The sequence below is a fragment of the Nocardia sp. NPDC058705 genome (assembly GCF_042749305.1).
In the GTDB taxonomy this organism is placed as follows: Bacteria; Actinomycetota; Actinomycetes; order Mycobacteriales; family Mycobacteriaceae; genus Nocardia.
This window is the reverse complement of record NZ_JBHYRN010000040.1, coordinates 16834-40958: the sequence shown is the minus strand read 5'-3', so window position 1 is coordinate 40958 and position 24125 is coordinate 16834. Positions and strand designations below refer to the sequence as shown.

23 protein-coding genes are annotated in these 24125 nt (G+C 66.7%); 15 read left to right on the top strand and 8 right to left on the bottom strand.

The annotated features are described in order from the left end of the window. The first annotated feature begins 388 nt into the window (after positions 1-388). The 3 genes from ACFW6D_RS29840 to ACFW6D_RS29830 are packed head-to-tail and all read left to right on the top strand — an operon-like array spanning position 389 to position 2047. The gene (locus tag ACFW6D_RS29840; protein ID WP_379333618.1) at positions 389-1012 is read left to right on the top strand and encodes a hypothetical protein; all 624 of its coding nucleotides are present in this window, start codon (positions 389-391) and stop codon (positions 1010-1012) included. 41 nt (positions 1013-1053) lie between these two features. Further along, positions 1054-1392, top strand: coding sequence for a hypothetical protein (locus tag ACFW6D_RS29835; protein WP_379333616.1), 339 nt, complete (start codon positions 1054-1056; stop codon positions 1390-1392). 46 nt (positions 1393-1438) lie between these two features. Then, positions 1439-2047: a DUF4126 domain-containing protein gene (locus ACFW6D_RS29830; RefSeq protein ID WP_379234925.1), complete on the top strand. Its 609-nt coding sequence runs from the start codon at positions 1439-1441 to the stop codon at positions 2045-2047. A gap of 94 nt (positions 2048-2141) precedes the next feature. Here ACFW6D_RS29830 and ACFW6D_RS29825 read toward each other — a convergent pair whose 3' ends face one another. Beyond that, complete coding sequence (locus ACFW6D_RS29825; protein ID WP_379333614.1) at positions 2142-3152, bottom strand: LLM class flavin-dependent oxidoreductase; 1011 nt, start codon at positions 3150-3152, stop codon at positions 2142-2144. Positions 3153-3262: 110 nt separating this feature from the next. On the opposite strand from ACFW6D_RS29825, the gene ACFW6D_RS29820 reads away from it, so the two are divergent. From ACFW6D_RS29820 to ACFW6D_RS29805, 4 genes are all read left to right on the top strand, one after another. Continuing rightward, entirely contained in the window at positions 3263-3739 is a 477-nt protein-coding gene (locus ACFW6D_RS29820; RefSeq protein WP_379333612.1) for a MarR family winged helix-turn-helix transcriptional regulator, read from the top strand. Positions 3740-3811: 72 nt separating this feature from the next. Next, positions 3812-5242 (top strand): MFS transporter, encoded by a 1431-nt coding sequence (locus tag ACFW6D_RS29815; RefSeq protein WP_379333610.1) that lies wholly within the window; start codon positions 3812-3814, stop codon positions 5240-5242. Between the two features lie 82 nt (positions 5243-5324). Continuing rightward, entirely contained in the window at positions 5325-6401 is a 1077-nt protein-coding gene (locus ACFW6D_RS29810) for a class 1 fructose-bisphosphatase (RefSeq protein WP_379333608.1), read from the top strand. An 11-nt stretch (positions 6402-6412) separates the two neighbouring features. After that, entirely contained in the window at positions 6413-7288 is an 876-nt protein-coding gene (locus ACFW6D_RS29805) for a phosphoribulokinase (protein WP_379333606.1), read from the top strand. Positions 7289-7307: 19 nt separating this feature from the next. Here ACFW6D_RS29805 and ACFW6D_RS29800 read toward each other — a convergent pair whose 3' ends face one another. The 3 genes from ACFW6D_RS29800 to rpe are packed head-to-tail and all read right to left on the bottom strand — an operon-like array spanning position 7308 to position 10653. After that, the gene (locus ACFW6D_RS29800; protein ID WP_379333604.1) at positions 7308-7997 is read right to left on the bottom strand and encodes an HAD family hydrolase; all 690 of its coding nucleotides are present in this window, start codon (positions 7995-7997) and stop codon (positions 7308-7310) included. Further along, complete coding sequence (gene tkt, locus ACFW6D_RS29795) at positions 7994-9934, bottom strand: transketolase (protein ID WP_379333602.1); 1941 nt, start codon at positions 9932-9934, stop codon at positions 7994-7996. The genes ACFW6D_RS29800 and tkt overlap by 4 nt, the downstream gene beginning before the upstream one ends. Continuing rightward, positions 9931-10653 carry a ribulose-phosphate 3-epimerase gene (rpe, locus tag ACFW6D_RS29790; protein WP_379333600.1) on the bottom strand — a complete coding sequence of 241 codons (723 nt, stop codon included), beginning with the start codon at positions 10651-10653 and terminating at the stop codon, positions 9931-9933. Before rpe ends, tkt begins: the two co-directional genes overlap by 4 nt. Positions 10654-10758: 105 nt before the next feature. Between rpe and ACFW6D_RS29785 the strand changes: the two genes are divergently transcribed. The 3 genes from ACFW6D_RS29785 (at position 10759) to ACFW6D_RS29775 (ending at position 12933) form a co-directional block, all read left to right on the top strand. Next, positions 10759-11427, top strand: coding sequence for a response regulator (locus ACFW6D_RS29785; protein WP_379333598.1), 669 nt, complete (start codon positions 10759-10761; stop codon positions 11425-11427). Further along, positions 11424-12602, top strand: coding sequence for a GAF domain-containing sensor histidine kinase (locus tag ACFW6D_RS29780; protein ID WP_379333596.1), 1179 nt, complete (start codon positions 11424-11426; stop codon positions 12600-12602). Before ACFW6D_RS29785 ends, ACFW6D_RS29780 begins: the two co-directional genes overlap by 4 nt. Positions 12603-12747: 145 nt before the next feature. Beyond that, positions 12748-12933 carry a hypothetical protein gene (locus ACFW6D_RS29775; RefSeq protein ID WP_379333594.1) on the top strand — a complete coding sequence of 62 codons (186 nt, stop codon included), beginning with the start codon at positions 12748-12750 and terminating at the stop codon, positions 12931-12933. Here ACFW6D_RS29775 and ACFW6D_RS29770 read toward each other — a convergent pair. Beyond that, positions 12915-15077: an MMPL family transporter gene (locus tag ACFW6D_RS29770; protein WP_379333592.1), complete on the bottom strand. Its 2163-nt coding sequence runs from the start codon at positions 15075-15077 to the stop codon at positions 12915-12917. The two genes, ACFW6D_RS29775 and ACFW6D_RS29770, sit on opposite strands and share 19 nt — an antisense overlap. A gap of 88 nt (positions 15078-15165) precedes the next feature. Between ACFW6D_RS29770 and ACFW6D_RS29765 the strand changes: the two genes are divergently transcribed. Next, entirely contained in the window at positions 15166-15777 is a 612-nt protein-coding gene (locus ACFW6D_RS29765) for a TetR/AcrR family transcriptional regulator (protein ID WP_379333590.1), read from the top strand. Between the two features lie 94 nt (positions 15778-15871). Here ACFW6D_RS29765 and ACFW6D_RS29760 read toward each other — a convergent pair whose 3' ends face one another. Further along, positions 15872-16867: a class I fructose-bisphosphate aldolase gene (locus ACFW6D_RS29760; RefSeq protein WP_379333588.1), complete on the bottom strand. Its 996-nt coding sequence runs from the start codon at positions 16865-16867 to the stop codon at positions 15872-15874. Between the two features lie 35 nt (positions 16868-16902). Next, complete coding sequence (locus tag ACFW6D_RS29755; protein ID WP_379333586.1) at positions 16903-17814, bottom strand: LysR family transcriptional regulator; 912 nt, start codon at positions 17812-17814, stop codon at positions 16903-16905. A gap of 109 nt (positions 17815-17923) precedes the next feature. On the opposite strand from ACFW6D_RS29755, the gene ACFW6D_RS29750 reads away from it, so the two are divergent. The 4 genes from ACFW6D_RS29750 (at position 17924) to ACFW6D_RS29735 (ending at position 23218) form a co-directional block, all read left to right on the top strand. Beyond that, positions 17924-19387, top strand: a complete 1464-nt coding sequence (locus ACFW6D_RS29750; protein ID WP_379333584.1) for a form I ribulose bisphosphate carboxylase large subunit — start codon at positions 17924-17926, stop codon at positions 19385-19387. Between the two features lie 10 nt (positions 19388-19397). Further along, complete coding sequence (locus ACFW6D_RS29745; protein WP_379234957.1) at positions 19398-19823, top strand: ribulose bisphosphate carboxylase small subunit; 426 nt, start codon at positions 19398-19400, stop codon at positions 19821-19823. Between the two features lie 4 nt (positions 19824-19827). Beyond that, entirely contained in the window at positions 19828-20793 is a 966-nt protein-coding gene (locus ACFW6D_RS29740; RefSeq protein ID WP_379234959.1) for an AAA family ATPase, read from the top strand. 148 nt (positions 20794-20941) lie between these two features. After that, on the top strand, positions 20942-23218 hold the full coding sequence (locus ACFW6D_RS29735; protein WP_379333582.1) for an FdhF/YdeP family oxidoreductase: 2277 nt from the start codon (positions 20942-20944) through the stop codon (positions 23216-23218). 48 nt (positions 23219-23266) lie between these two features. Here ACFW6D_RS29735 and fdhD read toward each other — a convergent pair whose 3' ends face one another. Further along, positions 23267-24103: a formate dehydrogenase accessory sulfurtransferase FdhD gene (gene fdhD / locus ACFW6D_RS29730; RefSeq protein WP_379333580.1), complete on the bottom strand. Its 837-nt coding sequence runs from the start codon at positions 24101-24103 to the stop codon at positions 23267-23269. Positions 24104-24125 lie beyond the last annotated feature (22 nt).

Below are 24125 nucleotides of genomic sequence, written 5' to 3'. Positions count from 1 at the left end.
GACTTTCGTCATGACAGCGTGGATCGAGGTTCTGACAGCGCTCACCGCCGGCCCTGACCTGCCCATTCGAGGCACGGTTCGGGAGATGGCTCCTGCGGATCGGGCTGAGGGGTTCGCGTCGGTCGGGTCGCGAAGGCCCATGATGGTTGTCGTTCGTGACGGATGTCGGGTGTGGCGAAGCGGGGATCGGCTCCGTGTCGAGCATGAGGACGGGCGGCCGGTCTTCGTCACCGATGGGGTTCATGCGTGGGATTTCACCGCGGATCCCGAGCGTCCACGCGTCGGTCCACCCGACCGCGTTCGTTACCTCGGGCGGAATCAGTTGCTGTTGCGGCGACGCGATGCGGCGGAGTGGGCAGGTGATGATTTCACCCGGCCCAATGGTCCTGTGGAAGAGGTCGAGTTCGTCGGTCGGGCGTGTTGGACTGTCGAGTTGGCTCCGCCTCCCGGAAAGCCAATGCCGCTGCGGATTTGGGTGGACATCGAGTCGGGGCAGATGCTCGGGTACCGGTCCGAGGAGGCTGGGGTCGGGGCGCAGTTCGTTGATCTCGAGGTGGGCGAAGACATCGATGATGCATGGTTCGTGTGGGACGGTCCGGTTTACACCCCGGAGCAACACCAGCAGATGTTGAAGGAGCGGCACGAGGCGGTAGAGCGTGCGCAGACTGATTGGTTTGCTGAAACAGTCACTGCGGCACCGATTGTCGTTCGTGTGCCGGTCAACTTCACCCCGAACGCTGTGCCGTTCCATGATGCCGATTCGGGGGCGTTCGATGCGATGAGCCAGCACACGATGCTCTCCCGGCGCCCACGCAGTGAGGAAGGTTGGGCTCCCCGCTGGGGCGCGGTGCACTATGTCTGGTCCACGCCCGGCTGGGACTGGGCAGCCGCCGCCCACGACGCCGACCTCGACGACGAGGCGATCCGCCAGCTCCAACAAACCCTGCACTCCGACGAGCCCATCGACCGCCAGCGACGCATCGGTCCACCTGGTCGAGGCAAAGTCGGTTGATCACGTCCGCCGCAAGATCCGCATCCAGAAACGAGGAGATCATGAGCACGACAGTGACCGACGAACAGATTCGAGCGCTGGCCGCGACCGCGAAACCCTGCAGTCTGGTGCTGCTTCGGTGGACACCGGAGCGATCCATGGACGGCGCTGCCGCTATCGAGCTAGAACACCAGCGACGGATGGTTTCACTGCGTGCCGACGGGGTGATCGCGATCCTGTGCCCGGTCGGCTCCGACACCGTGGCGGGCGTCGCGATCATGACTGTGCCTGCCGAGGAGGCCGCGGCGATCATGGCCGATGATCCCTGCGTGCGAGCCGCAATGATGACCTACGAGGCACTCCCGTGTCATGGTTTTCCCGGGGACGCTGTCCCCGCTTGAGCGAGGGTTTGCGCGCGAAGTCGGTGGACGGGCATACGCTGGGCGCGTGTCGGTCTTACCTCTGATCTTCACCGCCGGCTGGGCCAGCGGGATCAACGCGTATGCGGTGGTGTTTCTGCTCGGGTTGTTCGGGCGGATCGGGTGGGCGGGGGATGTGCCGCCCGGGTTGCAGCGCACGGATGTGCTTGTCGCGGCCGGAGTGTTGTTCTTGATCGAGGCGGTGGCGGACAAGATTCCGTATCTGGACTCGTTCTGGGACGCGGTGCACACGGTGGTGCGGCCTGCGTCCGGGGCGATCGTCTCGGCTTTGATTGCGGGGCAGGATGATTCGTTGCCGACGATGTTCGCGGCGGCGGTGGGCGGGACCACGGCGTTGCTCAGTCACATCGTCAAAGCGGGCACCCGGATGGCGATCAACACCTCGCCGGAGCCGGTCACCAATATCGCGATGAGTACTGCCGAAGACTTCACGGTCGGCGGTGTCGTCACTCTCGCGGTGTTCTTCCCGGTGCTGGCCGCGGTGATCGCCGCTGTCCTGCTGGCGGTCGGTTTATCGGTGGTCTATCTGTGCGCCAGCCGAATCCGCCGATACCTGCGACGACGGAGGGAGCGCCGCGCCGAGCGGACTTCGGGCATCGACCCCGCCCTCGAATAACTCCGGGCGGGAACCGACCCGCGGGCCATGTGCCGACCGCACAGCACGACGACGCGACGCGAAAGCGATGGGTGGCCATCCATCCGCGCGGGGTTCACCGCACCTGTGGCGCCACCTTGTTCCCCAACAGATCGATGCTGTGCAGCACCTGTTCGGGCGGCAGTGTTCCCACACTGGTGTGCAGCATGAACCGGTCGAGGCCGAGGGTGTCGCGCACCTCGCCGATCTTGTTCGCCACGTAGTCGGGCGTGCCGACGAACAGCGAACCGCTCTGCGAACGCAGCGCGTCGAACTGTGCGCGCGTCATCGGCCCCCAGCCGCGTTCCCGGCCGATGGTCGACATGGCCAGGGCGTAGGGCTCGTAGAACCCGGCAACAGCCTGCGCGTCGGTGTCCGCCACATAACCGTGCGCGTGCACCGCGACGGGCTGCTTCTCGTGCCCACCTTCGGCGAGCGCCCGGTGATACAGCTCGACCAGCGGCTTGAACCGCGCGGGCTCACCACCGATGATCGCGATGGCGAGGGGCAGGCCGAGCAGTCCGGCGCGGATCACCGATTCGGGACTGCCGCCGACCGCGATCCACACCGGCAACGGCCTACCGTCGGTGCGCGGATACACCGTCGCGTCCTGCAGCGGCGCACGGAACCGGCCCGACCAAGTGACCGGCCCTTCCTCGCGCAGACGCAGCAACAGCGCCAGCTTCTCCTCGAACAGCGCGTCGTAGTCGGACAGGTCGTACCCGAACAGCGGGAACGACTCCGTGAACGACCCACGCCCCGCCATCAACTCCGCGCGCCCGTTCGAGAGCCCGTCCAACGTGGCGAAGTCCTGATACACGCGCACCGGATCATCGGAGCTGAGCACGGTGACCGCGCTGGTCAGCTGGATGCGCTCGGTGCGCGCGGCGGCCGCGGCCAGCACGACAGCGGGGGAGGACGCGGCGAAATCCTTGCGGTGATGTTCACCGACGCCGTACACATCGAGCCCGGCGGCCTCGGTCGCCACGGCCTCGTCGACCACCTGACGCAGCCGCTGGGCAGCGGTCGGTGCGGGCCGGTCGCCGGTCGGGTACAGCTCGGCGAAGGTCGTAAGCCCCAGTTCCATGTGAACCTCTCTTCCGGATGTCATCCACACTCTAAACGGACCGCAGTCCGATAACATTCCCGAGTTATGGATGGATGCGGATTATCTATGACAAAACTATAGTGAGCGGTATGACTGCTCTCGCGCCGACGCGCAATGAACCGGACCTGTCCTTCCTGCTCGACCGCACCAGTCATGTCCTGCGCACGCAGATGGCGGCGGCGTTGGCCGAAATCGGGCTGACGGCCAGGATGCACTGCGTGTTGGTGCACGCGCTGGAGGCGGAGCGCACGCAGGCGCAGCTCGCGGAGCTCGGCGACATGGACAAGACGACGATGGTCGTCACCGTCGACGCGCTGGAGAAAGCCGGTCTGGCCGAACGCAAGCCGTCGAGCACCGACCGCCGCGCCCGCATCATCTCGGTGACTCCTGAGGGCGCGAAACTTGCCGCCCGCAGTGCGGAAATCGTCGACGGCGTCCATCGGGACGCGCTCGATTCACTGCCGAAGGCTGAGCGCGAATCCTTGTTGCGCGCACTGAATCACCTGGCAGAAGGCCATTTGTCGACATTGGTCGAAGCTGCTCCCGCGCGCCGCGCCAGGCAATAGTCCGTTAGAGATTGTCTGCAACAAAACTATCTAGTAGTGTCACTCTTGTTCGACACGAGCAGGAGATGACCCATGACGAAGTCCCAGCGCACCGCCCTCGCGGTGCTGTCGGCAGCGATGCTGATGACCATCCTCGACGGCAGCATCGTGACCGTCGCCATGCCGGCGATCCAGGAAGACCTGGGCTTCTCGCCCGCCGGTCTGAGCTGGACCGTGAACGCCTACCTGATCGCCTTCGGCGGTCTGCTCCTGCTGGCGGGGCGCCTCGGTGACCTGATCGGCCGCAAGACGATGTTCGTCACCGGCAATATCGTCTTCACCGCCGCCTCGGTGCTGGCGGGCGTCGCGACCACCCCCGCCGTGCTCGTCGCGGCCCGCTTCCTGCAGGGCGTCGGCAGCGCGATAGCTGCCTCGGTGGTGCTCGGCATCCTGGTCACGATCTTCACCGAACCGCGCCAACGAGCCACGGCCATCGGCGTTTTCAGCTTCACCGGCGCCGCGGGTGCCTCCATCGGACAGGTGCTCGGCGGTGTGCTCACCGATGCGCTGAACTGGCACTGGATCTTCCTGATCAATGTGCCGATCGGTGTGCTGACGGTGTTCGTCGCGATGAAAGCCCTGCCCGCTGATCGTGGTCTCGGCTGGTCCGCCGGTGCCGATGTGCTGGGTGCCGCGCTGGTCACGGCCGGTCTGATGCTGGGTATCTACACCGTCGTCGAGGTGGAACGTTACGGCTGGGTCTCGCCGCACACCCTCGGCCTGGGCGCGCTGGCCGCCGCACTGCTCGCCGCCTTCGTCGTCCGTCAGGCCACCGCGACCAACCCGCTGCTGCCGCTGCGAATCTTCCGCTCCCGCACGGTCTCCGGAGCCAATGTGGTCCAGATGCTCACTCTCGCAGCCATGTTCGCCTTCCAGGTCATCGTGGCGCTCTACCTGCAGAAGGTGCTGGGCTACAACGCATTGCAGACCGGCCTGGCCATGCTGCCCGCCGCCGTCGCCATCGGCGCAGTGTCGCTGTTCGCCTCCGCTCGGCTGATCACCCGCTTCGGCGAGCGCGCTGTGCTCATCGCCGGTCTGGCCCTGCTGCTCGCGGGGATGTCCTGGCTGATCCGGCTGCCCGTCGACGCCGCCTACCTGACCGACGTGCTGCCGGTGATGGTGGCGATCTCCGGTGGCGGCCTGGTGCTGCCCGCCCTCACCGCACTCGGTATGTCGGGTGCCGACGCCGACGACGCGGGCCTGGCATCGGGACTGTTCAACACCACCCAGCAGGTCGGTATGGCCATCGGCGTCGCGGTCCTGTCCACCCTCGCCGCCGCGCGCACCGGGACCGAGCTGGTGGCGGGTGCGTCCGACGCCGAGGCTCTGACCAGCGGTTACCGGCTGGCATTCACCGTTGCGGCCGGACTGCTCGCCTCCGCCCTGGTCATCAGCGCCACCGTGCTGCGTAACCAGAACCGCACCGAAACCGCGTCGGTGGCCGAACCGGTTCTCGCGCACTGACGCGACGAATCGCGGGGAACCACCCCTGCGATTCACCCCCCGGGTGGATGTCCGCCCGGGGGGTCGGTGGTGTCCTCGAAGGATGCTGACCGATCGCACGACGTTGACCCAGTTCCTCATCGAAGAGCGCCGCCGCCATCCCGGTTCCAGCGGTGAGCTCAATTCCCTGATCCTCGACGTCGCGCTGGCCTGCAAGGCGATCTCCAAGCGCATCGCCTCGGGCGCGCTCACCGGTGTCCTGGGCGGCGCCGGGGTGGTGAACGTGCAGGGTGAGCAGCAGCAGAAGCTCGACGTGGTCGCCAACGACCTGTTCCTGCGCGCCAACGAATGGGGTGGGCAGCTGGCGGGCATGGTGTCGGAGGAACTCGACGACCCCTACCCGATCCCGCCCGACTATCCGCGCGGCAAATACCTCCTCGCCTTCGATCCGCTCGACGGTTCGTCGAATATCGACGTGAATGTCGCTGTGGGCAGCATCTTCTCGATCCTGCGCGCCCCGAAGCCCGGCGTGGACGCGATCCTGGAGGACTTCCTGCAACCCGGCACCGAGCAGGTCGCCGCGGGCTATGCGATCTACGGTCCCGCAACGCAACTCGTACTCACCGTCGGCACCGGCGTGCACGCCTTCACCCTCGACCCAGAGCTCGGCGAGTTCTTCCTGACCGGGCAGAACCTGCGGCTGTCGGAGTCCACGTCGGAGTACGCGGTCAACAGCTCCAACCGCCGCTTCTGGGAACCGGCCGTGCAGCGCTACATCGACGAATGCCTGGCGGGCGCGACGGGCCCGCGCGAGAAGGACTTCAACATGCGGTGGGTGGCTTCGCTGGTGGTCGAAACGCACCGGATCCTCACTCGCGGTGGCGTTTTCCTGTACCCGCGAGATTCCAAGGATCCGTCCAAAGAGGGCAGGTTGCGCCTGCTCTACGAGGCCAATCCGATCGCCTTCCTGATCGAGCAGGCAGGCGGTCTCGCCTCGACCGGTCGTGAACGGATTCTCGAGGTCGCCCCCACCGAGCTGCACCAGCGGATCGCGTTCATTTTCGGTTGCCGCGACGAGGTAGCGCGCATCGTGAAATACCACGCCGAAGCGGCCGAGGAACCCGACGGCCAGTGGAGTCCGCTGTTCGGTCTACGCGGTCTCTACCGTTCCACCACCTGAGGAGGAGATTCATGTCCGCCAAGCACCCCGTCGTCTCGATCACCGGATCATCCGGTGCCGGAACAACTTCGGTGATGCGCACGTTCGATCAGATCTTCCGCAGGGAGGGCATCGACGCCGCGTATGTCGAGGGCGACAGCTTCCACAAGTTCGACCGCGCCGGCATGAAGGAGGAACTGGGGCGGGCGCTGTCGGACGGCGACCACACCTTCAGCCACTTCGGCCCGGAGGCCAATCTCTTCGAAGATCTCGAGAAACTGTTCCGTGGCTACGGTGAGACCGGAACGGGACGGGTGCGAAAGTACCTGCACGACAAGGAAGAAGCCGCGCCCTATGACCAGGAGCCCGGCACGTTCACGCCCTGGGAGGACATCCGCCCCGGCACCGATCTGCTGTTCTACGAGGGTTTGCACGGCGCGGTCGCCAACGAGCAGGTCGACGTGGCGCAGTACGCAGACCTGCTCATCGGAGTGGTGCCGGTGATCAATCTCGAGTGGACCCAGAAGTTGCACCGCGACAAGGACAAACGCGGCTACTCCACCGAGGCGGTGACCGAGACGATCCTGCGCCGCATGCACGACTACGTGAACTTCATGTGCCCGCAGTTCTCCCGCACCCACGTGAATTTCCAGCGGGTTCCGGTGGTGGATACGTCGAATCCGTTTGTCGCCCGGACGATTCCGACGCCGGATGAGTCGATGCTGGTGATCCGGTTCGCCGACCCGCACGGCATCGACTTCCCGTATCTGCTGTCGATGCTGCACGACTCGTTCATGTCCCGCCCGAACACGATCGTATGTCCGGGCGGGAAAATGGACCTGGCCATGCAGTTGATCTTCACGCCGATGTTGTTGCGGCTCATGGAACGTCGCGGCCGCACCCGCTGAGACGGACTCGACGACCACCTCACCCGAGGTGGTCGTCGAACCATGTCACCAGCTCCGGATCGTCGAGCCCGTCGGCGACGAGCACCGCCGCGGACAGGTCGTCGGTGCGGGTATAGGCGTTCTGTGCGGCCACGCACCGTAGTCCGGCGGCCACCGCTGACCGCACTCCGTTGGCTGAATCCTCTACGGCCACTGCCTGATCGGCGGACAGGCCGGTCTGAATCAGCACGTCCAGATACACCGCCGGGCTCGGTTTCAGTACGGGCACTTCGGTTCCGGTGGTCACGGTGTCGAACGGTTCACCGAACGCGTGTTTCAGCAACGGCTCTACCCAGGCGCGCGTGCCGGTGGTCGCGACGTGCAACCGGACACCGTGCGCCCGGAGTCGTTCGATCAGCTCACGCGCGCCCGGGCGGGCACGGATGTGCCCGTCCGCGGCCATCTGTCGCATGATCCGGGTCTTGGTGCGGTGCAACTGTTGTGCGAGCTCGCGGGCCTCCGTACCCGTCCGTCCGTGCTGCTCGAACCAGAACGCCAGTCGCTGCGCACCACCGGCGACCTTCAACAACTTCCCGTACTCCTCGACCTCCCAGCGGTCGGGGAGCCCCGCCTCGGCGAAGGCCGCGTTGAAGGCCACCCGGTGGCCGTCGCGTTCACTGTCGACGAGGGTGCCATCGACATCGAAGATCACCGCCCGCAGTGGAGTCACGGTGCACCGTCGAGGTATTCGCGAATCCGATCGAGGACGGCCGCCACGGTGAAACCGTGACGGGCCATGACCTCGTCGCCGGGGCCGCTGTGCCCGAACTCGTCGATGCCGATCGCCAGGTCGACCAGTCCGGCCCAGCCCGCGGTGGTGCCTGCCTCGATGCTGATGGTGTGCGCCGAACTGTCAGCGGTGAAGCGCGAACGATCCAACGGCGACACCACCCGCACGTCATAGCCGTCCGCCCGCAGCTGCTCGGCAACCCCGACTGCTAATACGACTTCCGAACCGGTGGCGGCGATTTCGATCCCGCGCCCGGCCGCACCATCGCTGCCACCTGCGTCGGCGCCCATCTCGACATTCAGCTGGGGGAGTGATTGCCGCGACAGGATCAGCGCGGTCGGCCCGTCGACGCGAGTCAACGCCAATTCCCAAGCATGCGCCGTCTCGACATCGTTCGCCGGCCGCAACACCTGAACCCCGGGGATCACCCGCAGCGACTCGACATGCTCGACCGGCTGATGCGTCGGCCCGTCCTCACCGACCGCGATCGAATCATGCGTCAGCACATAGATCACCGGCTGTTTCATCAACGCCGACAGACGCAAAGCGGGCCGCAGGTAGTCGGCGAACACCAGGAACGTGCTCCCGAACACCCGGAACCCACCGTGCAGGCTCATCCCGTTCAGAATCGCCGCCATTCCGAACTCGCGAATGCCGAAAGCTATAGCGCTGGAAGTGAAGTCATCGCGACTCACCACCTCGCCACACACCGTGCCGGTCGACCCGGCGAGGTCGGCCGATCCGCCTACCAATTCCGGCATCATCGCCATCGCCGCAGTCAGACACGCCTGCGAGGACTGTCGAGTTGCCCGGGGTGCGTCAGCGGCAACGGCTTCCAATGCGGGCAGCAGTTCCGCGGGCAGCAGTCGCGCACGAGCACGTCGGAACTCGGCAGCCCGCTCCGGCGCCACAGCGTCGAACGTCGCGAATTCCTCGAGCCAGGTCGCATGCTCTTCACCGCCGATCGTCGCCAGCACCGCGCACGTCGCCGCGACCTGCTCGGGCACGGAGAACGATGGAAGAGTCCATCCCGCGAGCTCTTTGGCCTGCGCCAACCGATCGGCACCGAGCGGCGCCCCGTGCGCCTTGGAGGTACCGGCGACACCGGGCGCACCATGACCGATCACCGTCCGCACCGCGAGGAAGCTCGGTCGCGGATCGCCCTTGGCGCGCATCAACGCCGCATCGATCGCCGCGATATCGGTCCCGTCGGCCACCACTTCGGTGTGCCACCCGTAGGCCGCGAACCTGGCCACCTGATCGTCGCTACACGAACGCCCGACCGCACCGTCGATGGTGATCTCGTTGTCGTCCCACAGCACGATCAATCCGCCGAGCCCCAAATGCCCTGCGAAGGAAGCGACTTCGTGGCTGACGCCCTCCATCAGGCACCCGTCGCCGACGATCGCGTACGTGCGATGCCCGGTGATCTCGGGGTACCTGGCAGCGGTCATGCGCTCGGCCAGAGCCATGCCGACCGCCATCGCCAAGCCCTGACCCAACGGCCCGGTGGTGCATTCGACCCCGGCGGTGTCCCCGTATTCGGGATGCCCCGGTGTCCGAGACCCCAACTGCCGGAACCGTTTCAACTCGGAGAGGGGCAGGTCGTACCCGAACAGGTGCAGCAGCCCGTACAGCAGCGCCGACCCGTGCCCGGCCGAGAGCACGAACCGGTCCCGATCGGCCCATTCGGGATCGGCCGGATCATGGCGCAGGTGCCTACTCCACAGCGTCCACGCCATCGGCGCGGCACCCATCGGCATACCGGGGTGCCCGGATTGCGCGGCCTCCACCATGTCGGCCGCGAGGAACCGCAGGGTGTCGACGGCGAGCTGATCGGTCTCCACCGAGGGGACGAAAGTCGCGATATCGGTCATCGGAGGGCCCCGATCGTGGCGGCTTCGCGCAAGCGCTTGACCGCAGCCGCTTTGCCCTCGGGGTAGCCGTACATCCACGACCCCGAGATGAAGACATCGGCGCCCGCGACAGCCGACCCACCGATCGTGTCGGCCGTGATCCCGCCATCCACTTCGAGTTCGATGGACCGCCCCGACTCATCGATCATCCGTCGCAACTGCGCGATCTTCGGCTCGACGGCCGGAATGTAAGCCTGCCCGCCGAACCCCGGATTCACAGTCATCGCCAGCACCAGATCGGTCTCGGCCAGCACATGCGCGACGGTCGCAGCGGGGGTGTGCGGGTTCAGCGCGACACCGCTGCGCGCACCGAGATCGCGAATGCGCGCAAGCGTGCGATGCAGGTGCGTACACGCTTCGGCATGCACGATGATCAGCTCGCAACCAGCATCGATGTACTCGGTGAGCAGCTCATCGGGATTCACCACCATCAGGTGCGCCTCGAACCCCACCGTGCTGTGCGAACGCGCCGCCGCGATCACGTCGGGCCCGAAGGTGAGGTTCGGGACGAACACGCCGTCCATCACATCCCACTGGATCCGGTCGACGCCCGCCGCGCACAGATCGCGCACCTCCTCACCGAGTCGAGCGAAATCGGCGGGCAACACCGACGGCACTATGAGCGGCCGACGAACTGAGGACTCCGGCATGGCGCGGCCTTTCTGATCGGGTCCGTTCATCGGACCGCACCGGCCCACCCGCCGCACTCCCCCTCGCGGGTGGCGGCCGGGGTGAGATCTCGTCAATGCCGGTATGCGCGGTGCCGTCGGCCGTAGGGTGGGGGGATGCCGGAGTTGCCTCCGACCCCGTTGAAGCTGGTGCTCGTCGACGATCACGAGATGGTGCTGCACGGGCTCGACGCCATGCTCGGCCACTTTCCCGACGAGGTCGTGATAGTCGGCCAGTCCACCACCGACACCGCCGCGCTGCGGATGGTCGCCGAGCAGCGGCCCGATATCGTCCTGTGCGATGTGCGTATCGGCAAGGCCAGTGGTCTCGACCTGTGTCGCCAGATCACCCTGCAGCATCCCGACACCAAGGTCGTGCTGCTCACCGTGTACGACGACGAGCACTACCTGTATCAGGCGCTGCGCGTCGGCGCGTCGGGTTACATCCTCAAGCGGGTCGACGGTCGTGAACTCGTCGCGCAGTTGCGTCGCGTCCAGGACGGCGAGACCGTGGTCGACGCGTCGCTGGCCGGTCGGGTGGCACTGGCCGCGGCCCGGCTCAACGCGGGCCAGTTCTGGTCCGGCGCGCACCTCGGACTGACCCAGCGCGAGTCGGAAGTGTTGGGGCTGTTGGTTTCCGGACATTCCAACCGGGCCGTCGCGAGCAAGCTGGTGGTCAGTGAGGACACCGTGAAGACCCACATTCGCGGGCTGTATCGCAAGCTGGGGGTGTCCGATCGCAGCGGTGCGATCGCGGTTGCCTTGCGGGAGGGGCTGTTTCGGTGAGCGAGGTCGGCGGTGCGGTGCCAACGGCGGCGGAACTCGGCCCGCTGCTCGGTGCCGACGGGGTGCTGCTCTACGCCATCGACGGCCAGGATCTGAGCATCGTCGACATGTGGCCCGCGCACCCGTCGGCGAGTTCGTTGCGGCTGCAGGTCGGATTCGGGGTGACCGGGCGAGTGGCCCGAACCCGTGAACCCGTGCTGCTCGACAACGACTCGCCACGAAATGCCCTGCACCGCAGACTGTTACGCCTGGAACCACAACAGACCGTCGCCCGAATGTGTCTGCCGCTACCCGGCCTGGAGGGTGATGTGGTCGGCGTACTCGCGGCCCACCGCAGCCCACGCGAACCGTTCGGCCAAGAAGACGTCGACGGCGCGCAACAGCAGGCCGCCGTGCTCGGGCTGTGGTTGCACGCGCAGCGCCTGTTCCGCACCGTCAACCGGCAGCGCACCGAACGTGACCGCCTCGTCGAACAGGCGATCACCGCCCAGGAAGCCGAACGCCGCCGCATCGCCTTCGACCTGCACGACGGCGTCACCACCGCCCTGGCCTCCATGTCGTTCCACCTGTCCGCCGCCGACCTCACCGTCTCCGAACTCGCCGCCCACGTCGCCGTCACCGACGAAGCCAGCCTGCGCGACCTGGCCCGCGCCCGCGCCGAACTCGTCAGCGCCCGCGAGCTGGCCGATTTCGCCTACAACGAGACCAGAGCGGCCATCTCCGGCCTGCACAGCCTCGTCCTCGACGACCTCGGCCTGATCGCCGCGATCGAATCCCTGGTCCGCACGGTGACCGGCGACGGCCCGCCGACCATCGAATTCCTCGTCGACCACGCCGCCGCCATCGACGACATCCCCGACCACGCCGCCGCCACCCTCTACCGCATCGCCCAGGAAGCCCTCGCCAACGCAGTGAAACACGCAGGCGCACAACGCATCGTCGTCTCCCTGCGCCGGGTCGGCGATTCCGTGATCCTCGGCTGCTCCGACGACGGCGAGGGTTTCGACCCCGCCGAGCGCCGCGCGAACCGTGCCGCCGACACCGACGGTGAACAACACTTCGGCCTCACCTCGATCGCCGAACGCTGCGCCCTCATCGAAGCCTCCCTACGCGTGGAATCGATGCGGGGACGCGGCACCACCGTCCTGGTCGAGTTGCCGATCCGCAACGGCTGAGCCGCACGCCGGGGCATTTCCCCCAACGCCCCTAACTCCCGCCGCAGGCGCCCCCAATTACCGTTCCAGCCCGTGACCTGCGGAAAGAGTGGCCATACTCTGGGATCAGACCACACCGATCGGACTCCCGGAGAGGGGTAGGCACATGACGAATCCGAGTACTCCGATGCAGCGCCAGGCAGCCTGCATGCAGCACGCATTGCCCGAGGGCTGGCAGGTCGACATCGTCGAAGAACCGATCCCCGGCGGCGCCGGTACACGCCCTGTCCTACGTATGCGACCACCCACCGCCTTCGTCTCACGCCTGTTCGGCTACCCGACCGCAGCCTGAGTCGGCGCCGCGGTGTCCTCAGCTGATTCTCGCCAGCCGAAGCGATCATGGAAGCGCCGCAACGGGCGGGGCGCCCACCAGTTGGCGTGTCCGGCCAGACGCATCAGGGCGGGAACCAGAATGCCTCGCACGAGGGTGGCGTCGATCGCGATGGTGATCGCCATGCCGATGCCGAGCTGCTGGAGGAAGGTGACACCGCTGGTGGCGTAGACCGCGAATGACGCCGCCAAGATCAGGCCCGCGGCAGTGATCAGTGGCGCCGAGCGTGCGATGCCGCGGGGCACCGAGCCGATCGGGTCGCCGGTGCGGTCGTAGTCCTCTTTGATGCGTGAGAGCAGAAACACCTCGTAGTCCATGGACAGGCCATAAGCGATGCAGAACATGAGGATCGGGATGCTCGGCTCGATATTGCCGGTCGGGGTGAAGCCGAGGACGCCGGCCAACGCGCCGTTCTGAAAACCCCACACCAGCACGCCGAACATGATCGACATCGAGAGCAGATTGAGCAGCGACGCCTTCAGCGGAGCGAGCACACTGCCCGTCATCAGGAACAGCACGGCGAACGTGACCAGCAGGATCAGTGCCGCCACCACCGGCAGACGCGCGGTGACACCGTCGCGGTAGTCGACCATCTCGGCGGGGAATCCACCTACCAGCACGTCGAAAGGTGCAGGGGTGGCACGTATATCGGCGACAAGGCCGGACGAGTCGGTGGCGAGCCGGGCGGCGGTCGGTACCACGCGCAACCAGGTCGCCTCGTCCTCGGTGAAGCGCGCAGGGTCGGCCGTCGACGCCGAATCCACCCGCAGCACACCGGGAATCGTGGCGAGCCGCTCGGCGTACCCCGCGATGTCACCGCGTGCGTCGGGCCCGGTCTGCGGCGCGATGACGTGCACGGCGTCGGCTTCCTCGGTCTCGAAATCGGCGCGGATCGTGTCGTACATGGCGCGCACCGGCTGTTCGGGGGTGAGTACCCGGTCGTCGGGCGGACCGAAGTTCATGCCGAGCGCGGGAGCGCCGAGCAGTATCAGGACCAGCAATGCCGCGCCGCCCGCCGCCACCGGCCTGCGCATCACCTTCTCCGCTGTTCGGTACCAAAAGCTCTGCTCCGCAACCCCGGTCTGCTTCGCGGGCAAGGCGCGACGGCCGAGCAGCATCAGGATGGCGGGCAAGATCACCACCGCCGCGAGCACCGCGGTCGTCGCAACGGCGATCCCCGCGTAGGCGAACGATCGCAGGAACGGGAACGGGAAGGCGAACAGCACAGCCAAGCTGATCCCCACGGTCGAGGCGCTGAACGCGATGGTGCGCCCCGCGCTCGCCACCGCCCGGCGCACCGCCGCCGCCACGTCGTGACCCGCGGTCAGCTCCTCCCGGAACCGATAGATCATGAACAGCCCGTAATCGACGCCGAGCCCGATCCCCATCACCAGCGCGATGTTCGCGGCGAACGTCGACACGTCGGTGAACACGCTCACCAACCGCAGCGCCGTCAACGTGGCGACCACACAGAACAGGCCGACCGCGACGGTGACCAGCGCCAGGGTGGCTCGTCGCAGCACCAGGGCCAGCAGGGCGAAAACCAGTGGGAGCACGATGAGTTCGGCACGCAGGAAGTCCGCCGATGCCTGCTCGGCGAGATCGCGGAACACTTCGTCCGCGCCGCCGAGGGTGAGCGCGACAGCGGGGTCGGTGACGGTCTCGACGACCCGGGTTTCGATGCCGGGCAGGAGTTCGCCGCGCACTCGGTCGGCGTCGCCGGGCGCCCAGGCGAGCACGAGCGCGCTGCGGTGATCGGTCGCGGCCAAGGTGTCGGGCGCTCCCGGCGACCAGAACGACCAGGCGTCGCCGACTCCCGGATACGCGCCGAGTTCCTCCGTGAGCCGAGCGCCGATCGCGGCGACTCCGGGATCGCGCACATCGCCGCCGGTTGCGGTGACCAGGATCGCGATATTCGGGGCGCCGGTGTCGAATCGGTCGGCCAATTCTCTTGCGGCGGAGCCGGATTCGGAATTCGGATGCTCGAATCTGTTCAGTGAGAGCGAGTCCATCGCGCCACCGGCGGCGACGAGGAGTAGTACGAACAGCGCCAGTGCGGCGGCGAGTAGAGCGCGGGGTCGATGGGTGACGAACCGTCCGAGCATGGGCGTTCCTCTGCTAGCCTTCGAATATACGAGCAATCACTCGTAAGATCGAAGATACGAGTAATTACTCGCATATTCAAGGAGGAATATGGCAGAGGTACGTCGTCAGGAACGCGGCCGTCGTCGGATGGAGGAGATCCTGCTCGCGGCGGCGCAGGTGTTCGGCGAACGTGGGTACGAGAACGCGACGACCAATGCGATCGCCACCGCCGCGGGCATCTCGCCCGGCTCGCTGTACCAGTACTTCCGCAACAAGGAGGAATTGGCGACGGCGTTGGCCGAGCTGTACCGGGAGCGCCTGGCCGCTTTCGGAAGCACGTTCGGCACCGCCGTCGGCCCGGGCGATCTCGACGTGCTGCTCGACCATGTGATCGGGCCGCTGGTCGAGTTCAACATCGCCAACCCCGGGTTCAAGGCGCTGTTCGCGCGCGCCGACATGCCCACCGCGCTCCGCGAGGCTGTCGACCCCGCGCATCGAGCCGTCCACCTTCGGGCGGAAGGTCTGCTCGGCGCTGTCTACCCCGATCTCGCCCCGGATGTCCGCGCACGCTGTACCGCGGTGGCCGTGCAGACCGTACGGGCCATGATGCCGATGATCGTCGAGGCTCCCGAGGCCGAGCGTGCCGCCTTGACCGAAGAATTGCGCCTGGTCCTTCGGTCGTATCTGACGGCTCGGGGGACTCGGAGCTCGTCGGTCTGACCAACGAACGCAGCAGCGGTGCCCGAGGGGTAGCGCCGCTGCTGCGTGTTGCCACCGCGTCAGTAGCGCGCGGAGCGGCCTCGCCGGAGCTCAGCTACTGCGCCTGCTCGGTGGCGTGGGAGGCGGTGCGGCAGTTTTCGAGCAGAACATGTTGTGCGGCAGCGACTTCGGCGGGCGTGCCTCCCCAAGTATGCAGGGCGGAGCTCACCAGGGCACGTCCGAAGGAGAAGGTCACCGGCCATGGGCGGTCGGCGATGGCGGCCAGCGCGCTCAGGAACTCGCACACGCTGGTGGTGGGATGCCCGCCGGAGAGGAACGCGATTCCCGCGACTTCGGCGGGGACCTGATCGCGCAACACCGCGAAGGTGGCGGCGGCGACTTCGGTCGGCGCGATGGGGGTGGCGCCCAGGCCCGGCGTGACGAAGTTCGGCTTGAGCACGATCCCGGTCAGGTCCACCCCGGCATCGGTCAAGGCCTCGAACAGGGAACTCAGGGCGAGCGCGCTGGCTGTTGCCGATGCGGCGAGGTCGTGGTCGCCGGTGCACAGCACCTCGGGTTCGACGATCGGGACGATGCCGTGCTGCTGACACAGTGTCGCGTACCTGGCCAGGGCTTGGCCGTTGGCGCGGGCGGAGTAGGGGGTGATGGTGTGGACGTCGAACACCGCGCGCCACTTGGCGAACGCGGCGCCGCGGTCGGCATAGGAGGCCAGCCGCGCGCCGAGGCCGTCGAGGCCTTCGGTGATCAGTGCGCCGTTCTGGCCGGGCAGTGGTGTGGTGCCGGTGTCGACCTTGATGCCGGGCAGGATTCCTAGCTCGCGGGCCGCGATCGGGAAGGGACGGCCATCGGCGAGATCCTGGCCGAAAGTCTCGTCGCACAGGATGATTCCGCTGATCCACTCCGACAGCCCGTCGGCGGTGAGCAGCAGTTCGCGGTAGTCGCGCCGGGTGGTCGCGCTCGCGGGGACCCCTTCTTGTTCGAGGCGCGAGGACATGGTTTTGATCGACTCGTCGGCGGCGAGGATGCCGCGGCCGCCGCTGGTCAGCTGCTGGGCGATATCGGCGAGGGCGGTGGCGGGGAGTGTCGTCATGACGACCAGCGTGCGGGCGACCTGGTGAGCCGTCCTCACCCCTTCGGGCGAGACCGGGTGTGAAATGCGGCGGCGCCGACCTGTTCCGGATCGCAGAGGTGGGCGACGAACAGCCGGGTCGCCGAGGTCGGTTCGGCGGAGGTGCAGACGTGCCAGGGGCGATCGAGGGGGGTGCCCGGCACGCCGTAGGCGACCAGTTCTCCCGAAGCGAGTTGCTCGCGCACCGCTTCCTCGTGCACCAGCGTGACGCCGAGGCCTTCGCGGGCGGCGGCGACAGCGGCGCCCGAGGTGCCGAGGGTGAGCAGGGGAGGTGCGGCCTGCAGCCTGCTCAGCAACGACAGTGTGGTGTCGCGGGTGCCCGAGCCGATCCCGGTGAGCAGCCATGGTGTCGTCAACGGGTCCTCGACCAGGCCGGGTCGCCCGACCAAGACGAGGCGGTTCGCCCGTCGTGCCGCCGTGATCAGCCCGGACCCGCGCGGTGGTCGGCCCGCCAGCGCGATGTCGAAGACGTGGTCGGCGGCGCGGGCGAACAACTCGCCGCGCGTCAGCACCGACAGCGAGAGTTCGACGTGCGGGTGGGCGCGAGCGAACGTGGCCATCAACAGCGGCAGCACATACTCACTCGCCGTCGCCACCGCCCCGATGCGCACCCGCCCTCGATCGGCATCGTGGACCGCCCCGGCCGCCTCGGCGAGCAACCCGAGCAGTCTGCGCACGTACCCGGCGAAGATCTCGCCCGAGTCCGTCGCCACGATCCCACGGCCGGATTTACCGAAAAGCCTTGTGCCCAAAGCTTCTTCCAACGCGGTGATGGCAGCCGACACCGCAGGGGGTGTGACGTGCAGTGTTTCGGCCGCCGCCCGCACACTGCCCGTCTCGTACACCGCGAGAAAGGTACGCAGCCGACCCCAGGTGGCGGCGGCGGGAAGGTCCGAGCTCGCGAACATAGTTCAATTATGCCTTAACAGTGCACAGGAAAGATTCCATTGTCGTTGAACTGTCCGCGCCCACACACTGGGAGTGCTTCTCCAGGTGTGATGCGAAAGGACGACGGCGATGACGATGATCGAGAACGAGGGTCCGGCGACCAAAGAGCGGTGGGATCCGGGTGTTCAGAGTTACGCCGGAATGGGTTACTGGAACCCCGATTACATTCCCAAGGACACCGACGTGCTCGCTGTCTTCCGCGTCACGCCGCAGGACGGCGTCGATCCGATCGAGGCCGCGGCCGCCGTCGCGGGCGAATCCTCCACCGCCACTTGGACTGTGGTGTGGACCGACCGGCTCACCGCCAACAGCCACTACCAGGCCAAGGCGTACAAGGTCGACGACGTTCCAGGCAGGCCTGGCGAGTACTTCGCCTACATCGCCTACGACATCGACCTTTTCGAGGAGGGTTCCATCGCGAACCTGACCTCCTCGATCATCGGCAATGTCTTCGGCTTCAAGCCGCTCAAGGCCCTGCGCCTGGAAGACATGCGCATCCCCGTCGCCTACACCAAGACCTTCCAGGGCCCCGCCCACGGCATCGTCATGGAACGGGAGATGCTCAACAAGTACGGTCGCCCGCTGCTCGGTGCCACCATCAAGCCCAAGCTCGGCCTGTCGGCCCGCAACTACGGGCGCGTCGTCTACGAGGCCTGTCGCGGTGGACTCGACTTCACCAAGGACGACGAGAACATCAACTCCCAGCCCTTCATGCGCTGGCGTGACCGCTTCCTCTACGCGATGGAGGGGGTGAACCGGGCAATGGCCGAAACCGGCGAGATCAAGGGCCACTACCTCAATGTCACCGCGGGCACCATGGAGGAGATGTACCGGCGGGCGAACTTCGCCAAGGAGCTCGGCAGCGTGGTGGTGATGATCGACCTCACGATCGGCTACACCGCCATCCAGTCCATGGCGCTCTGGGCGCGCGAGAACGGCGTGCTGCTGCACCTGCACCGGGCGGGCCACTCCACCTACACCCGTCAGAAGACCCACGGCGTGAGCTTCCGGGTGATCGCGAAGTGGTGCAGGCTGATGGGTGTCGATCACGTGCACGCGGGCACCGTCGTCGGCAAGCTCGAAGGCGACCCGGCCACCACACGCGGTTTCTATGACACGTTGCGCGACAACGATGTTCCGACGAACCTGGGCAACGGCATCTTCTTCGATCAGGACTGGATCTCGATGCCCGGCGTCATGCCGGTGGCTTCCGGTGGCATCCACGCCGGCCAAATGCACCAGCTCCTGGATCTTTTCGGCGATGACGTGATCCTGCAGTTCGGTGGCGGCACCATCGGCCACCCCTACGGCATCGCCGCGGGCGCCGAAGCCAACCGGGTCGCGCTGGAGGCAATGGTCAAGGCGCGCAACGAAGGTCGCGACCTGCTGCTCGAAGGGCCTGGCGTGTTGCGCAACGCGGCCAAGCACTGCGCACCCCTGCAGGCGGCCCTCGACACCTGGGGCGACATCACCTTCGACTACACCAGCACCGACGCGCCCGACGTGGTGGCGACTCCGGTGCCCTCGATCTAAGGAGCACCCGATGAAACTTCGCTACGGCACCTTCTCCTACCTGCCCGACCTCACCGACGACGAGATCGCCGCCCAGGTGAAATACGCCCTCGACCACGGCTGGCCGGTCTCGCTGGAATACACCGACGACCCGCACCCGCGCAATGTGTACTGGGAGATGTGGGGGCTGCCGATGTTCGACCTGGCCGAACCCGACGGCGTGCTCGCCCAGCTCAACGACTGCCGGGCCACCTTCCCGCAGCACTACATCCGGCTGCTGGCCTACGACGCGAGCCTGGGTCGGCAGTCCACGGCGATGCAGTTCCTCGTCCAGCGACCGGCGCACGAACCCGGTTTCCTGCTCGAACGTGTCGAGGGCCCCGACCGCACCCAGCGGTACTCGGTGAAGTCCTACGCCACCGCCCGTCCGACCGGCGATCGGTACGTGGGCGAGTGAACTGATGGACACACCAAAGGGATTCGGGTTCCACCGGCCGGGCGTCCACGGTTCGGGGCAGACGGCTGTCGACGAGGAACCGCACGAGCCCGCGATTCTCGGCGACGACGAGGTGCTCGATCTCTCGGCCGACGAGGCCGCGGCCAGGGTGACCGACACCCTGGCCGCCCTCGACGCCGAGCTGGTCGGGCTGGCCGCGGTGAAGCGCCGGGTCCGTGAGGTCGCCTCGCTGCTGCAGGTCGACCGGGCGCGGCGCCGGTTCGGGCTCACCACCACGCGTCCGACGTTGCACATGAGCTTCACCGGCGGCCCCGGCACCGGTAAGACCACGGTCGCCCTGCGGATGGCGGCGATCCTGCACGCACTCGAATACATCCGGGCACCGCGCGTGCACACCGTCACCCGCGACGACCTGGTCGGCCAGTTCATCGGCCACACCGCGCCAAAGACCAAGGAGGCGATCGCCCGCGCGGCCGGTGGGGTGCTGTTCATCGACGAGGCCTATTACCTGTTCCGCCCGGAGAACGAGCGGGACTACGGGCAGGAGGTGATCGAGATCCTGCTGACCGAGATGGAGAACGAGCGCGGCGATCTGGTGGTGATCTTCGCCGGTTACCCCGACCGGATGGCGACGTTCTTCGCCGCCAACCCGGGCCTGAGTTCCCGTGTGCCGCACCATCTCACGTTCGAGGACTATGACCACGCCGAGCTGACCCAGATCGCGGGTCTGATGGTGGAGTCGGAAGGTTTCGCTTTCGACGACGAGGCCCACAAGGCTTTCGCCGAATACCTGACGTTGCGCATGCAGCAGCCCAGGTTCTCCAACGCGCGCAGCGTGCGTAATGCCATCGAACGGTGTCGACTGCGGCAGGCACGTCGGTTGGTGGCGCTCGACCGCCCACTGGGCAAGTCGGATCTGATCACGCTCACGGCCGAGGATGTCTACGGAAGTAGCGTGTTCGAGCCGTAGTGCGACTGCGTCATCACAGGCGGGAAGCCCGATAACCGAGATCTATCAGGTGATCGGGCTTCCCGCTTTGACAAGCGCGACCATTGTGAGAAGCCTGAGGTCACATATGTCGTCGCGCGGTGTCGCAGAACTGAAAATGAGCTGATACATGACCTCGATCGAGGACCCTGAAGATCATCTGACCGTCACGCCGCCCAAGACCTGGGCGGTCGGCGTTCCCGCGGTAGTCCACGCGATCGAGTATTCGCTCTCGCAGAACTCTCCGGCCCGCACGGCGCTCACCCTGCTGAACATCAATCAGACCAAGGGTTTCGACTGCCCCGGCTGCGCGTGGCCGGAGCCGAAGCATCGACACCTGAACGAGTACTGCGAAAACGGTGCCAAGCACATCAACGACGAGGCGACCACCCGCCGTGTCACCAGGCAGTTCTTCGCCGAACACCCCGTGGCCGAGCTCGACACCATGTCGGACTACTGGCTCAACCAGCAGGGCAGGCTCACCGAGCCGATGGTGAAGCGTCCCGGTGCCACCCACTATGAACCGATCGGCTGGGACGACGCCCTCGACCTGCTGGCCCGCGAACTGCGTGGCCTCGCGACCCCCGACGAGGCCCTGTTCTACACCTCGGGCCGGCTCAACAATGAGGCCGCGTTCCTGCTGCAACTGTTCGCGCGGGCGTACGGCACCAACAACCTGCCCGACTGTTCGAACATGTGCCACGAGTCGAGCGGTTCGGCGCTGCAGCAGACCATCGGTGTCGGCAAAGGCACTGTGTCGCTTGATGATATCTACGAAGCGGACCTGATTTTCGTCGTCGGTCAGAACCCCGGCACCAATCATCCGCGGATGCTGTCGGCGCTGGAACAGACCAAACGCAACGGCGGCAAGATCGTGGCGGTGAATCCGCTGCCCGAGGCGGGGCTGATCCGGTTCAAGAACCCGCAGAAGGTGCGCGGGGTGATCGGGCGCGGCACCGAGATCGCGGATATCTTCCTCAAGATCCGTCCTGGTGGCGACCTCGCGCTGTTCCAGATGCTGAACAAGCTGCTCCTGGACGCCGAGGACGCGGCGCCGGGCACTGTTCTCGACCACGAGTTCATCGCTTCGCAGACAACAGGTTTCGACGCTTTCGCCGAGCACGCGAAGAAGGTGAGCTGGGACAACACGCTTCTCGCGACCGGGTTGGCGCGCGAGGAGATCGAGGCCGTGCACCAGCAGGTGTTGGGCAGCAAGAAGATCATCGTGTGCTGGGCGATGGGCTTGACCCAGCAGAAACACGGTGTGCCGACCATCCGCGAAGTGGTCGACTTCCTGCTGCTGCGTGGCAATCTCGGGCGCCCCGGTGCCGGTGTGTGTCCCGTCCGGGGGCACAGCAATGTGCAGGGCGACCGCACCATGGGGATCTGGGAACGGATGCCGCAACCGTTCCTGGACGCCCTCGGCAAGGAATTCGACTTCACCCCGCCCGCCGAACACGGTCTCGACGCGGTCGACTCCATTCGTGCCATGCGCGACGGCCAGGCGAAGGTATTCGTCGGTGTCGCAGGCAATTTCGCGCGTGCCACGCCAGACAGTGACGTGACCGAGGCGGCGTTGCGGCGGTGCTCGCTGACCGTGCAGATCTCCACCAAACTCAACCGCTCCCACACCGTGTGCGGTGACACGGCGTTGATCCTGCCGACGCTGGGTCGCAGCGACCGCGATATCCAGGCCACCGGTGAGCAGTTCTATACGGTCGAGGACTCGATGAGCCAGGTCCGCACCTCGCGAGGGCGACTGGATCCCGCCTCGCCCGATCTGCTGAGCGAGGTGGCGATCATCTCGCGGCTGGCGCGCGCCACGCTGGGGGAGGAGTCCACGATTCCGTGGGAGGAGTTCATCGCCGACTACGGAACCGTGCGCGACCGGATTTCCCGGGTTGTGCCGGGGTTCGAGGACTTCAATGCCCGTGTCGGTCAGCCTGGTGGGATGTTGCTGGTCAACCCGGTCAACGAGGGTATTTACCACACTGCCAGCGGCAAGGCCGAGTTCACCTGCAACGACTTCGACATGCTCGACGCACCACCGGGATACCTTGTGCTGCAGTCGCTTCGGTCCCACGACCAGTGGAACACCATCCCGTATGCGGCCAATGACCGCTACCGTGGCATTCACAATGCGCGCCGGGTGGTGATGGTCAATCCCGAGGACCTCACCGAGCGTGGGATCGCGGATGGGGACGTGGTCGATATCGTGAGCATTTGGCACGACGGGACCGAACGGCGGGCGGAGAAGTTCGTGGCGGTCGGGTATCCGGCCAGTCGCGGTTCGGCGGCCGCGTACTACCCGGAGACCAATGTGCTGGTCCCGCTCGACAGTGTGGCCGATATCAGCAACACGCCGACGTCCAAGGGCATCATCGTCCGGTTGGAGCCGGTCGGCTGAGTACGGCGTAATTCGGCCCGGTCGCCATTGACCGGGCCGAATTCCCGCCTACATGACCGCGTGCTGTGACAACCGCATCGCGCCCGAGTAGACGTTCATCGACGAGCCGCGCAGGAAACCGACCAGCGTCAACCCGTTGTCAGCGGCCAGGTCCACGGCCAGTGAGGACGGAGCAGAGACGGCGGCCAGCATCGGGATGCCTGCCATCAGCGCCTTCTGCACCAGTTCGAACGAGGCTCGCCCGCTCACCATCAGAATGGTTCCGCGCAGCGGCAGCATGCCCGACTGCAATGCGTACCCGATCACCTTGTCCACGGCATTGTGTCTGCCGACATCCTCTCGCAGGCAGAGCAATTCGCCGTACCCGGTGAACAGTCCGGCCGCGTGCAGACCGCCGGTGGTGTCGAACACCCGCTGACCACCGCGCAGCTGTTCGGGCAGGGTCGAGATCACGCCGGGCGTGCTCTGCAGTGGGTCGTCGGCGACCGACCAGTGCGTGTGGGTGCGCACCGCGTCGAGGCTGGCCTTTCCGCACAGCCCGCACGAGGACGTGGTGTAGAAATTGCGTTCCAGCGAAGCGTCGGGCGGTGCCACGCCGGGCGCGAGCTCCACATCGACGATGTTGTAGGTGTTGGTGCCGTCGGCGGTGGCGCCCGCGCAGTAGCGGATGCTCACGATGTCCTCCGCCGTGCGCACCACGCCCTCGCTCACCAGGAACCCGGCCGCCAGGTCGAAGTCGGCGCCGGGTGTGCGCATCGTGATCGTCATAGCCTTACCGCCGACCCGGATTTCGAGAGGTTCCTCGGCGACCAGGGTGTCGGGTCGTTCCGAGTACTGTCCATCGCTGATGCGCAGCACCCGTCGACGCGCGGTCACTCTCCCCACTGTGTACTCCATTCCCGGTCGG